Source organism: Glutamicibacter endophyticus, assembly GCF_048457885.1.
In the GTDB taxonomy this organism is placed as follows: domain Bacteria; phylum Actinomycetota; class Actinomycetes; order Actinomycetales; family Micrococcaceae; genus Glutamicibacter; species Glutamicibacter endophyticus.
Window position 1 is genome coordinate 1,923,278 of sequence record NZ_CP174200.1, and the last position, 12,930, is coordinate 1,936,207.

Sequence of the window (12,930 nt, forward strand, 5' to 3'; positions counted from 1 at the left end):
CAGAGCTGTAACTGGATAGCCAACGTAATGCGCCTGACCCCGCCCCCATCGATGGGGGCGGGGTCAGGCGCATTTGCAAAGCGTAGGGCGCGACCGCAGCGGGACATGAGATCACGCTGAGTAATTGCGTCCCACCCATTTCACGGGCCATCCGCCCGTGCTTGTTGCCGGTGTTTTCGTTTGTCCAGTAACCCGAATGCGATGCTCAACGCCCTTCCAGAGAATCCTCCAGGGCGACATAAGCGTTCAACAGATCCAAGCCCTGGGTATTCGCTTCCTTTTCCAGTCCCGCGCGCATCTTAGCGAGCACCTGCTCATCGGCTAGAGGTGGCAACAGCGGCATATCACGATCGCTATGAACCTCCAATACAGCAGGTCTGTCCGCCTGAAGCGCCCATGCCCAAGCTTCGGCGAGGTCTGAATCGTCGGTGACGACACGACCGGCGAGACCGAGCATACGGGCATAGTTCGCGAACGGGAACCGTGGCAAGTGCTGACTCTCCTTGAACCGCGGGTCTCCTTCGGTTTCACGTTGTTCCCAGCTCACTTCGGCTAAGTCGCCGTTGGAAAAGACGCAGACGACTAGCCTTGGGTCATCCCACTGCTTCCACCGTTCAGCGATGATCACTAGTTCCGCGTTTCCGGCCATCTGCATACCGCCATCGCCGCTGAGCACGACCACGGGCCGTTTGTCATCGAGTAGTTTGGCCGCGACACCATAGGGGACGCCGCCTCCCATGCTGGCCAAGGTGCTACACAATTGCGCGCTGGCGTCCGGTGGCAAGCGAAGCTGACGAGCATACCAGTACACGCAACTACCAACATCCAATGCAATCTGAGCCGCCGACGGCAGTTGGCTCGAAAGTTCAGCGACGACTGCTTCCGGATTCACCCCGTGGACCGCCAACCGGGCACGCTCCTTACACAAGGTGCGCCACGAGAGTACCTCCCGTTCAACCAGATCGCGCCATAGCGCACGGTCTGCTGCGGGTCGTGTGAGCCGAATTTTGAGTGCTTCGAGACTCAACCCAGCATCGCCGACGAGGGCGACCTCGACCGGGTAGCGGTTGCCCACCCGCGCCGCAGAAATATCGATCTGAATGGCACGCGCCGCACCAGGCTCTGGATAAAACTCGGTCCACGGATCATTGGATCCGATGATAAGTAGTGCATCGCACTCCGACAGAACGCGAGCACTGGCCGTTGTCCCCAAATGCCCCATGACCCCGGCGACGTTCGGCGCCGATTCATCGACATAGGGTTTGCCCAGCAGACTTGTGACCACTGCAGCATCTAGTTGCTCGGCAAGCGATCGTACCTGTGCTTGGGCGTGACGTGCCCCCTGCCCCACAAGAAAGACAATGCGTTCCGAATCTTCCAGCAATCGAGCGGCACGGTTCAGTGCCTCCGCATCCGGCACGGTGACCGATGGACGCCACGCGTTAGAGGTGGGGATTTGCGCATGCTTCCCCGCTGGCAGCGATTCCTCTTGCTGCTGGACGTCATGGGGAACAATGACCACGGCTGGCCCCGAATGCGCTAAGGCGCTGCGAATGGCCCGGTCAAGCACCGGCACCAGCTGAACGGCCGTGGTGACTTCTTCCCGATAGCAAGCGACATCGGCGAAGAGTGCTTTGAGGTCGACTTCCTGCTGGTAGTCGCTACCGAGTGCCGGCCGATTCTGCTGTCCGACGATCGCTAGCACCGGCACAGAGTCCAGCTTGGCGTCGTAGAGGGCATTCACGAGATGGATGGCGCCGGGACCTTGGGTAGCGGCCACTACACCGAGATCTACCCCACGCTCTTCGGGCTGGGTGCCCTCCGCGACGTCCGGACGGTTTCGTGCCTCGAGCGCATCATCTGCCGCGCTCGAACCGAAGGCATATTGGCCAAGCCCGTATTTGCTATGCGCCACCGCCATGAAGCCGGCGGACTCCTCGTGACGAGCCTGGATAAAGGGCAGTTCGGCCCGGCGCACGGCGCCCAGTAACGTGTTGATTCCGTCTCCGCTGTAGCCGAAGAGCCGGGTCACTCCCCACTGGGTCAGTCGCTCTACTAAGGTATCCGCAACATTTCGCGACATACACCGCTCCTACTCGTGGTCCGGGTTGTCGCGCTGATCCGGAAGATTGGCGCGGTGGTTCGCTTCCGTATCGGAGTCACTCTCCGCTGCCTGGGCCTCACCGGCTGCAGACTCCGAGGGCAAATTCTCGGGGTTCAGCTGCAGTGGGTCCAGATCGTTTTCTTCGAGTACTTGGTCTACTCCACGAAGCGGGTCTTCGGAGTTCAACTCGGCGGTAGCGTCCGGTGAGCCGGGCATCGGCTGACTATCGCGCCCGTCCAATGGTTCATCGATGTCCTCATCCTTACGGACATTATCGAATTCTGAGTTATTCAAGGTCATGACTACTCCTTCTCCATTGGTGTATTCGCACGGCGGAACGGATATTGCCCGTGCGGTACTCGCGGTTAGTGCTAAGCGGGGTATCGAGCCCGAACCTGGTTTAGCGTCGTCTCCAAACCTGGTGTGCAGCCTATGAAGAGTTAGCGCACTTTGGGTTCGAAGCCTCCCCCGATACAGCTAGCCGCGTTCGTCGTCCTCTGGGTCATACTGGTCCTCTTCAGAGACGTCCAGTTCCGGGTCATACCCCTGCACCGAGTCGGCATGATCTGGCATAGAGTCCCCTGTGCCCTCGTCCCGGTCTTGCCTGTTGGTGTCCTTCAGGCTTTCCACCGTCTGGCTGATTGCGTGTTTGGCCTTGTCCAAAAATCCCATCACGGTGATCCCTTCTGGTTGCTCAAGCGCCCTCGGGTGCGTTCCTCTACCGATACCAGTGTCTATGCCCGTGGTACACGCTTAATAGGTTCTTGCCAGCTTCGACCCGCGGCGCCTTTGAGGTCGCTGGCAATCGTTGAATCGGCTTGGCATGTGGCCCATGGTGGGTCACGTCCGCACCCAACGAAAGGAATCTCAATGGTGTTTGTCAAGCCCCGAGCGCATTGGTTTTAGGGCGCGTTTCGACGCCCGGTGACTAGCGGAGGGACATCCGATGACCGGGTTGAAGTCAGTGCAATGCTAGACGGTTTTCAGAGCGGAGGAACGATGCGTCGGATCAAATGGTTGACCAGAACTGAGCACCGCCCAGATCACGTTCACCCTGCGTCTGGCCAGCGCGAGGACCGCTTGCTTGTGGTTCTTTCCCTCGGCCCGTTTCCGGGCGTAATAGGCTCCGGCGACCGGGCAAATTCGTGCCGCCGTTTGCGCGGCGATGAAACACACGCGCAGCAGTTTCCGATCATACCGGTGGGGTCGGTGCCGGTTGCCGGTGATGCGTCCGGAGTCTTTCGAGACCGGGGCGACTCCAGCGATCCCTGCCAGCCGATTCGCGTTCTGGAAGTTCTTGATTTCTCCTCCGGTCGCGCCGATGAATTCGGCAGCCAGCAGGAACCCGATCCCGGGGATGCTCAACAACAAGGGCGCGTACGCGTGCTGGTTGAGCAAGACCCGGATCTGCTGATCCATGGCTTCAACCTCACGGTAGAGCTCCAGGACTTGTTCGGCCAGACGCTTGATCGCGCTGACGGCGGTCTGCTCACCAGGGATCGTGGTGTGTTGCCGGTGCGCGGCAGCTACCGCGTCGTGGGCCACCGCGGCACCACGGATGCCCCCGTTGCTGCTCAGCCATTTGGTGATCCGGGTTTCCCCGGAGGCCCGGATCACCGCCGGGCTCTGGTAACGGGTAAGCAACAGCAACGCGGTTTTGCGTTGAGCGAAATCAAACGCTACTTCCAGAGCCGGGAAGTACTCCGAGAGCAGTCCGCGCAGCCGGTTGATCGCTCGGGTCCGGTCCGCGACCAGATCAGCACGCTGGCCGGTGAGGATTTTCAGCCCTGCCGCGGTCTCGTCGGTGATTTTCACCGGGTGAAGGTCTCTGCGCATGCGGGCTTGGTCGGCGATGATCGCCGCGTCCTTCGCGTCGGTTTTGTTTCCGCCTTGGTAGGCCTTGGCAGCGGCATGAACGGTGCGTCCGGGGATATAGAGGACCTGTTGGACGTGGGCGGCCAGCAGAGCCAGAAGCAGCGAGGAGGGACCTTGGTTCAGATCGGTAGCCCAGAGGATCTCCGGGTCCTCGGTCAGGGCGTGGACATCGGCGATCAACTCGAGAATGGGCCCTTCGTCGTTCACCAATTTTCTGGAGAGCAGTTGCCGTCCGTCGGTGTCGATGGCGACTGCGTGGTGATGGGATTTACCGGCGTCGATGCCGACCCAGAGCTTGGTGCTCATGGTGGGGTTCGCTCCGTCCGTGCTCAGTCAACAAGGGATGGGATGTTACCACCGAACGACAATGCCGTCGTGTCCTTATGCGGCGAACCATCAACCGAGCGGTGGTCGCGTGTCTCAATGAGCGGTCATCAGTCGTTGCGGGATACCAAGTGGCCATTCCTTTCCAGCCCTGAAAACTTGGTGCAAAAAACAATAAGCCCTGCTTGGAATCCCTGGCGTGACTCCAAGCCTACGAATGCTCGTAATCACACAACAAACAAGATAAGGAACGACAATGTCGTCGTGTCCTTATGCGGCGAACCATCAACCGAGCGGTGGTCGCGTGTCTCAATGAGCGGTCATCAGTCGTTGCGGGATACCAAGTGGCCATTCCTTTCCAGCCCTGAAAACTTGGTGCAAAAAACAATAAGCCCTGCTTGGAATCCCTGGCGTGACTCCAAGCCTACGAATGCTCGTAATCACACAACAAACAAGATAAGGAAGAACCATGGTCAGCGCACGCGAACTCATGACCTCTCCTGCACAGTGCGTCAACGAGCAGGACACGATCCAGAATGCCGCGCAGCTCATGCGGGATCTCGATGTGGGTATGTTGCCCATCTGCGGGACCGACGATCAGCTTGCCGGTACCATCACCGATCGGGATATCGTGGTGAACTGTGTCGCCAACGATATTGCCGGCTCAACCCGCAAGGTTTCCGAATACGCCCAAGGCAAGCCGGTGACGATCGGTGCCGACGATTCCGTCGACGAGGCAATTCGAACCATGCAACGGCATCAGGTACGTCGGCTACCGGTAATCGACGGGCACAAACTCGTCGGTATGCTGGCTCAGGCCGACGTTGCCCGCTACTACGACACCCAAGGGACCGGCGAACTGGTTTCTGAAGTATCCGAGCCTAACGACTAGGACAGTTACCTGTCTGGTCAATAACTTGGCGTTTGCTACCTCCGTGCACGGAGGTAGCAAACGCCAAGTTTTATTTAATGCGTAGAAACGATATGTGGATCGCCGGGACGTAGAGACTAACTTGCACCCTTTACGAGCCTGGTTCCATCGGTCCGGTCGGTTTTACCGTGTGCCGCTAGTGTTCGCTCCCGGACTATCCAGCGTCAAACCGCTCATCATCGTCCTCGGTGGCCTGGTCGTCCTTCGGTTTTTCCGCCCGCTTCCCGTGCCGGGCCACACCGCTGTCACTACTGTGCCGTAGCGTTTCGGCGTTTTGGTTGGTGTCCTTAGTGTCGGTGGAATCAGGGTTCTCTGGCTCGTTGATCTCAGTCATCTGCTCTTCCCCTCCTGTGTATCCGTGTCACCATCGATTCCTCGAGACCCCGAGGTTGCTAACCGTCGGTCTTTCCCATGGCGCAACGCTTCTCTGGTTGCGGCTCGGAACCACGTTCACGCTAACGCCGGCTAGGTTGAAAAAACAGCGACACCGCCAAACTCTGCGCGAGGACTCAGGTTTCAAAGATCTGTGGGGCCGGTGCCGTCAGGCAACGAACCATCGCCAGATTGAGCCCGAGATAAATCACGCTTCGTCGCCACAGGATGGCAGGCTCCACGGACGTCCGGGAGGCTTGAGAGCATTCCACACGTCAGCGCACTAAGCGTGCACCTGGTGTTAATCATCGGGGAGTTTCTGGCGCGAGAGGCCCAGCGACCAGGCATCGCGATTCAAGAACACAACGATCAGGGCCAGAGCCAACAGAATCATGGCAAGCCCCTCGAACCCGGCGAGCGCAAGGACAGGCCCGGCACAGAGCCCGCCCAGTGCCCCGGCCAAATTCATGAGGAGGTCTGAGGTTCCTTGTAGCGCGGTGCGCTCGGCCAGGGGTGCCGCCGCTGAAACCATGGTCGAACCGGCCACCGTCGCCGCCGACCATCCCAATCCCAGCAAGGCTAGGGCCACGGTTACCAGAGCATGTCCCGTCGGGTTCATCCAGACGCAAAGGCTCGCGGCAATGAGCAGTATCTGGCCAATCATCACTATACGGGCGGCGCCAAGGCGGTCGGTAAGCCAACCGAAGATCGGTGAGAAAGCGTACATGCCCAGCACATGCAGTGAGATCGTAAATCCGATCAGTGTCAGCGATGCGCCGTGATGTTGCATATGCACCGGCGTCATCGACATAAGTGAAACCATGTAGGCGTGGCTGAGCGCTACGGTCAGCACCGCACGCCGTGCCGCCGGAAGCTCGCGTAGCAGACGGAACCCTGCGCCGGTGCGCCGAACCACCTGGGTTCCCGCAATCCCTGCTCGCTGCCATGCCACCACCATCGGATCTGGTCGTAAGCCCGCCCAGTAGACAATGAGACCTAGAATCTGGGCGGCCATGGCGATGAGGAAGCCGCCCGTGTAGGTCGGCAGACCCAACGAGGAAGAAATCACCTCACCTGGGGCAAAGAGGTTCGGGCCGAGTACTGCACCTACGGTGGTAGCCCACACAACTAGCGACAAATCTCGTCCCCGCGTGCGTTCATCGGAAAGATCGGTAGCCGCAAAACGTGATTGCAAGTTCATGGCCGAGGCCGTCCCTAGCACGAGCATGCCGACCAAGAGAACTAAGACGGAATTCCATACCGCACCGGTGACAATGAGTGCAGATCCGAGTACCGCTATCAATGCTCCGGTCGATAGCGACATTCGACGTCCCAGCCGCTGGGCAAGCATCGCCAAGGGTACCGACATGGCCGCGGCGCCCAAGGTATTCATGGTCGCAGCCATTCCCGCCAATGAGTCCAAACCAGAGACGTGGACAATCAGCAAGGATCCGAGGGTGAGCGTGGCCCCGCCGCCTAATCCTCCGAGTATCTGTCCCAGCGCGAGAATACCGATGGACCGACGGCGGATCGCGGCGATCTGTGACTCGTTGTACTCCTCGGCGGCAAGACGTGACATGGCTGTGGTGGCTCCTTTATGACAGGCTCTGTGCTCAAGACTATGGCACCGTGCCTCGCTCGCGAATAGCGCGCCGTATCGTTACCGTGAGGACTTATCTCCCAGCCATAATGGAAGCACGATCAGCTGTACTAGATCGTCGATGAACTCTTGATTCACGGTGCCGTAACTGATGAAGCGTTGTTTGATGAGATCGGTGGGAACGCTGAGCACGAGCCCCTCGGGCACATCCGAAAGTTCACCACGAGCCACCGCCTGCTCGGCTACTTTGCGCATTAAACCCGGTCCCATCCCCCACGAAAGTTCGGCCATACTCGGCGCTTGTTCCGCAACGCTCGCGGCCATCAGCGCGCGTAGGAGTTGCCCGATCGGTGCATCAATTTGCCGCGCTACGTCCCCGAGCACCGAGCGTAGGTCCGCTTGGAGGGTCGACGGCTCCCCGGGAAGTTGGGGAATATGCGCGTGATGGGCGGCAGCCGATTTAACCAGTTCTGGCTTAGTCGGCCACCTCCGATAGATGGAGACCTTCGAGGCCCCGGACCTCCGGGCTACCGACTCATAGCTGAGTTTGGCGTAGCCAACCTCGATAAGCTCTTGGCAGGCTGCCGATAGGATCGCGTCGACAAGTTCCTCCCCACGGCGGCGCGGCGCTGAACGATGATCAGTTGGCGTGCTCATTTTTAGCCTCCAGAACCAAGCCTCGATCCCCGTCCACGGTGACCCATTGCCCATCGGTGAGCGTTGTGGTGCCCGATGCGCACCCCATTACGGCCGGAATTCGGTACTCCCGGGCGACGATGGCGGCGTGGGAGCCGGCCGACCCGTGATCGACGACAACCCCGGCGGCACGGGCGAATAGAGGTGTCCATGAAGGGTTTGTGGCCGGGCAAACCAAGATTTCTCCCGGTAAGAGCCGGTCGAATTCCGCCGCACTATGTACTAGGCGAACCGGTGCGGTCACCCTGCCACCTCCGGAACCTGTGCCATGAAGTAGTGCCCCGGATACCGGCGACAGATCGTAGAGTGTGGCCGGAGAGATCAGCGGTGCCGCGGCTAGTTCATCGTGACGGCGCCGGCGTTCGCCCGCCCGGTGCGCATTGTTCGGTGCGCATAGCAGTATTTCGTCGGAAGCCTGTCGCAGTACTGCATAGTCAAGGAACCAAACGTCCTCGAACTGCTGAAGTCCTCCACCGGCATACAGGCGCCTACCCATCTCTTCTATGGCGGCACGAACAACCGGCATAGTTCGAGTGATCTCGAAATGTGTGTCTTCGCGAACCGCGATAAATTCCTGCACACCATGCACCCAGGAGCGCACCTTCTCGGCAACCGGTTGGGCACGAAGCAGCGGATGGGCTAATAACCGTTCAAGTGCGTGTTGGTCTCCGGCCGAGGACTCGTGCCCGCCATTGCCCAACACTCCCAGAAGATGAGTCACCGGTGTTGGATCGGCACCCCAAGTCGGAACCCGAGGCAACAGGAGGCTCGCCGATTCCCGATGGCCGTAGGTCATCAAGAACTCGTCAATACGCGAAGCGAGCTGAGCGGTTGCCGGGTTGTTATTCAATGCGGCGAGAGCCTCTCGACCAGAGTGTTGGGTTAGCATCTGCATGGCCTCAGGATTCTGGGTCAACTCGGCCGCAATGTCAGATAGGCGCTCGTTGATTCGGTGCGTCTCGGTATGAGGAGTAATAGACAGCTCGGAAAGTAGTTCGAGCTGTCCGGTGATCGCCAATGCCGCAACGAGTTTCAGTCCGTTGGAGACGGCTGGGCGCAGGTACTTCACCCTCAGCTCGGCAACCAGCTGCATGCTACTGCACGCCCGCGAAGGAATTTCGACCAGTTCCCGCCACGGTAGGTCACGGAGCGGAAGCCGATCGAGTTCACTGCACTGACGCAGATATGTGGCGTAGAGCGGGTCATTTCGCCACCCACCAGTCAACGGTCGCTGACCAAGGGCCTGTACGATCCGCAACGGGGTGGCAAGAGTCGGCTTCGGACGGGTGGGAACGAATTCGGTAACGATGCCGTCTTCCCGGACAAGGGAGGCGGAATAGTCCACGTGCACTCCGGCGATGCCTCCCATCATTCGCGCGACCAGTTTGGCTATACCGGGCGTAATCCACGCGTCCACTTCCATGGGTGTGGGCCGTTGCGGCAGTAGTTCGTAGAGCATTGGGGCGACTTTTCGTTCTACGGAACCAAGTTTGCGCGGTGCCGGCGGAAGCGCCGTCATGGGGCGAGCCTGGAGAATATAGAGTTCCGAACCCACCGTGGCCCATTCAATATCCATCGGCCGGTCAAACCCGTCGCGAATCCTCCGCCCAGCGGCAGCTAGTTCTTTGAGTTGTGCTTCCTCAAGCCGCGCCTCACCTTGGCCACGCTCCGTGCTGACGCCGCCGGAAGCTTTGAGCCGGATAACCGCTTCCGGCGCACCGGCACGACGCTCAAGTATCAGTCCATCTTCTCCTAGGACTGCACGATCCGTGATGACCAACCCAGAGACCACCGCCTCGCCTAGGCCAGGATTGGACTCAATAACTACGCGCTTCCGGTCCCCCGTGACCGGGTCAGCAGTGAACATAACACCGGCAAAATCAGCGTCTACCATTTGCTGCACAACGACAGCGATCGATACCTCTGATTCGTCGATACCTCGCTCGTTTCGGTAGCTCCGTGCCCGCTCAGAGTGCAATGAAGCCCAACAGTCGGTTATCGCTTCCAGCAATGCTTCTTCGCCAAGCACACCTAGATAGGTTTCCTGCTGCCCGGCAAACGCTGCACCGGGCAGGTCTTCGGCGGTTGCACTGGAACGTACAGCCACTAGCGGGGATCCTAGCTGTCGGTAGGCTTCACGAATCACGTGCTCATCCACTTCCGGAACGGTGAGCACTGCATCATTAGAGTCCTGGCGCGCCGCGTTATAGACGTCGGTAGTAATCACGAATCCCGGCGGAACGCGCTCCCCCAGTGCCAGCAAGCGCGAGAGACCCAGCGCCTTCCCTCCGATGGCAGCGAGCGTTCCTTCGGAAGACTCAAGTGGCAACACCGTTTCGCGATTCATGGCTTCACGGTAGCACTTAGTAAACGGCTCGTACACTATTTTAGCGGAGCGGATTTGTCGCCACACTCAGGCAGCGGCGAAACTCAATGAACCAAACGTGACCCCCGACAGTAAGCGAAGCCTGTTCGATACGCGCCGATATCTCCTAGCGCCAAATGAACCGCAATCCGAGTCTCGAGACGGTACCCGTGCCAAACCGGCGCGAGACACCGCAAACAGTGCCGTCAGGAAATACTTACGCCAATCTCGGCAGTTCTCATGCGGTCACCATAGGATCTGGCAAGAGCAGTTCAAGGTACTACTCGAGCGGTCTAAGGTCAGGAAAAAGCTGCTCCACGGTAGCCTCATCCCACTTCTGACCCTTGGGAGACTCACGGGCAATCGTCGAAGGGTTATGCGGATAGTCCTCAAAGAGACTGCCACCACCACTCGCTCTACCGTAGGCATCTTCGATCGTGTACGCGAACAATTCAGCGAAATCGCTCTCCCCGGCATAGCTCAGGCGCCCCTGGGCGAGGGCCCGAGGATCACTCTTTACTTCTTCGAAGTAATCCTTCCCTTGAGCAACTACCCACGACCGAAGGTACTCAAAACAGTCAGGCGAACATCCGTCGTAAAGAACATATACAGCACCCCAGAGGTCCCACGAATACAGCTCGAATGCCTTAGCCACGAAGGTGGCGTGAAATTCAGCAACGTCTTTCGGCGGCAATTCAGCTAACGAATCCTCCAATACTGCTAGTTGTTCCTCCGGGTCAGCGCGCGTTGCCCGCACTGAGCGCTCTATGATGTCCCAGAATTGTTCGTTGTTCATGAATTCCGGCACATCTGCAAGGTCGGGCGTTTCTTCCGTGGTCGCGCCAGGGCTTGGGCTCAGTCCATTTGATGTGGCCACGGGCTGACTCGGATCCGCTTGCATTCCACCCGCTAGCGGGCTTTGCCCGCAGGCTCCCAGCACTGCTCCAAGACTTAGCACAACAAGGGCCGTGAGGATCTTGCTTATGCTTCGCCACCGTGCTATCCGCCATCCGCTTCCAACACGAATTGTCGAAACATTACTTTGAGCATCTCTCAATTGAACTCCCTCGACTGGTTCACCGGCGACGTGCACTAAATGCGCTCGTGACAAGGCATACCCACAATTGCCTAAGCTAACTGCCTAAATCTATATGTAAGCTTCCGTTGAGGTAAGAGTTTTTCTCGAGAATTTTTCTTTCATCAAGAGTGTTGGCTAGCTAAAGGAAGACCCTCCGACTTGTTGGGGGCAATCATTGCTGCTGGAGTGCAGTCCGCTGACAGAAGAAAACGACTCTGGGCGACCGAGTTGGCGCTCAAGCCAATGCAGTCAGCATAGAATGCGGAAACGGATCCAGGAACAACTAGAACCGACGGCAAATCACCTGCAACGATGGTTTGCCTGCAGGTAAGGTTTCCTCTACGGCTGCTTGGCAGCCCCGAAGCAAAAGGCCCGGAACCCACGTAAAATTACGCGGATTCCGGGCACTTTCCGGCGGTCAATATGGCCTATAAGGCACAGTCTTTTAGAAGTCCCAGTCTTCGTCCTCGGTGTTCACTGCCTTACCAATAACGTACGAAGAACCGGATCCGGAGAAGAAGTCGTGGTTCTCATCGGCATTCGGGCTCAACGCGGCAAGGATTGCTGGAGACACGTCGGTCACGGAAGCCGGGAACATCGCCTCGTAGCCGAGGTTCATCAGCGCCTTGTTGGCGTTGTAGTGAAGGAACTTCTTAACATCTTCGCTCAGGCCCACCGGATCATACAGATCGTGGGTGTACTGAACCTCGTTCTCATACAGCTCGAAGAGTAGCTCGAAGGTGTAATCCTTCAGTTCCTGACGGCGCTGCTCGCTCTCCTTCTCCAAGCCCTTCTGGAACTTGTAGCCGATGTAGTAGCCGTGGACTGCTTCGTCGCGGATGATCAGACGAATCAGGTCTGCGGTGTTGGTCAGCTTGGCGCGTGAAGACCAGTGCATCGGTAGGTAGAAACCAGAGTAGAACAAGAACGATTCGAGCAGGGTCGAAGCAATCTTGCGCTTGAGTGGATCATCACCGTGGTAGTAGCTCTCGATGATCTGAGCCTTCTTCTGCAGGTTCACATTCTCGGTGGACCAGCGGAACGCTTCGTCAATTTCCTTGGTGGAGCACAGCGTAGAGAAAATCGAAGAATAGCTCTTCGCGTGCACCGATTCCATGAACGCGATGTTGGTGTACACCGCTTCTTCATGAGGGGTAATCGCATCTGGGATCAGCGAGACGGCGCCTACGGTGCCCTGGATCGTGTCGAGCAAGGTCAAACCAGTGAAGACGCGCATGGTCAGAAGCTTCTCGTCTTCGGTCAGCGTGGCCCATGACTGAATGTCGTTGGACAGCGGCACCTTTTCCGGCAGCCAGAAGTTGTTCACCAGACGGTTCCACACCTCGACGTCTTTATCGTCCTGGATGCGGTTCCAGTTAATTGCTTCAACCTTATCGGCGAGCTTTAGCTTCTCGGTCATTGCCCCTCATTGCTCAACACTATGGATCACAGTCGATTTCACCCTAAATCCTACTCTTAAGACAGGGTGATTGCTAATAATTAGACGTACAACACGAGTTGAAATTTATGGGTTTGACTAGGGGTTTAACTACAAATAGCTACCGAACCCACTAGGGTTCGGTAG

The 12,930-nt window shown here is 58.4% G+C and carries 11 protein-coding genes and 1 pseudogene; 1 reads left to right on the plus strand and 11 read right to left on the minus strand.

The features are described 5' to 3' along the window. Window positions 1-205: 205 nt before the first annotated feature. The 4 genes from ACJD00_RS08985 to ACJD00_RS09000 all read right to left on the minus strand — a co-directional run bounded on the left by ACJD00_RS08985 (window position 206) and on the right by ACJD00_RS09000 (window position 4,285). Window positions 206-2,083, minus strand: a complete 1,878-nt coding sequence (locus ACJD00_RS08985) for a thiamine pyrophosphate-binding protein (protein WP_418906734.1) — start codon at window positions 2,081-2,083, stop codon at window positions 206-208. Between the two features lie 9 nt (window positions 2,084-2,092). Further along, complete coding sequence (locus ACJD00_RS08990) at window positions 2,093-2,404, minus strand: hypothetical protein (RefSeq protein ID WP_418906735.1); 312 nt, start codon at window positions 2,402-2,404, stop codon at window positions 2,093-2,095. Between the two features lie 177 nt (window positions 2,405-2,581). Then, complete coding sequence (locus ACJD00_RS08995) at window positions 2,582-2,776, minus strand: hypothetical protein (RefSeq protein ID WP_418906736.1); 195 nt, start codon at window positions 2,774-2,776, stop codon at window positions 2,582-2,584. A 300-nt stretch (window positions 2,777-3,076) separates the two neighbouring features. After that, window positions 3,077-4,285 carry an IS110 family transposase gene (locus ACJD00_RS09000; protein WP_418906737.1) on the minus strand — a complete coding sequence of 403 codons (1,209 nt, stop codon included), beginning with the start codon at window positions 4,283-4,285 and terminating at the stop codon, window positions 3,077-3,079. Between the two features lie 487 nt (window positions 4,286-4,772). Between ACJD00_RS09000 and ACJD00_RS09005 the strand changes: the two genes are divergently transcribed. Continuing rightward, window positions 4,773-5,195: a CBS domain-containing protein gene (locus tag ACJD00_RS09005; protein ID WP_418906738.1), complete on the plus strand. Its 423-nt coding sequence runs from the start codon at window positions 4,773-4,775 to the stop codon at window positions 5,193-5,195. 193 nt (window positions 5,196-5,388) lie between these two features. Here ACJD00_RS09005 and ACJD00_RS09010 read toward each other — a convergent pair whose 3' ends face one another. The 7 genes and pseudogenes from ACJD00_RS09010 to nrdF all read right to left on the minus strand — a co-directional run bounded on the left by ACJD00_RS09010 (window position 5,389) and on the right by nrdF (window position 12,765). Continuing rightward, complete coding sequence (locus ACJD00_RS09010; RefSeq protein WP_418906739.1) at window positions 5,389-5,568, minus strand: hypothetical protein; 180 nt, start codon at window positions 5,566-5,568, stop codon at window positions 5,389-5,391. A gap of 339 nt (window positions 5,569-5,907) precedes the next feature. Then, a complete protein-coding gene (locus tag ACJD00_RS09015; RefSeq protein WP_418906740.1) occupies window positions 5,908-7,185 on the minus strand; it encodes an MFS transporter in 1,278 nt (425 codons plus the stop codon). An 81-nt stretch (window positions 7,186-7,266) separates the two neighbouring features. Then, window positions 7,267-7,863 carry a TetR/AcrR family transcriptional regulator gene (locus ACJD00_RS09020; protein WP_418906741.1) on the minus strand — a complete coding sequence of 199 codons (597 nt, stop codon included), beginning with the start codon at window positions 7,861-7,863 and terminating at the stop codon, window positions 7,267-7,269. Beyond that, window positions 7,847-8,146: a PEP-utilizing enzyme gene (locus ACJD00_RS09025; protein ID WP_418909326.1), complete on the minus strand. Its 300-nt coding sequence runs from the start codon at window positions 8,144-8,146 to the stop codon at window positions 7,847-7,849. Before ACJD00_RS09025 ends, ACJD00_RS09020 begins: the two co-directional genes overlap by 17 nt. Window positions 8,147-9,418: 1,272 nt before the next feature. Beyond that, a pseudogene (locus ACJD00_RS09030) lies at window positions 9,419-10,249 on the minus strand (PEP/pyruvate-binding domain-containing protein); the annotation flags it as partial. A gap of 298 nt (window positions 10,250-10,547) precedes the next feature. Further along, a complete protein-coding gene (locus ACJD00_RS09035) occupies window positions 10,548-11,144 on the minus strand; it encodes a DUF4240 domain-containing protein (protein ID WP_418906742.1) in 597 nt (198 codons plus the stop codon). 646 nt (window positions 11,145-11,790) lie between these two features. Further along, window positions 11,791-12,765, minus strand: a complete 975-nt coding sequence (gene nrdF, locus ACJD00_RS09040) for a class 1b ribonucleoside-diphosphate reductase subunit beta (protein WP_309406951.1) — start codon at window positions 12,763-12,765, stop codon at window positions 11,791-11,793. Between the last annotated feature and the right edge of the window lie 165 nt (window positions 12,766-12,930).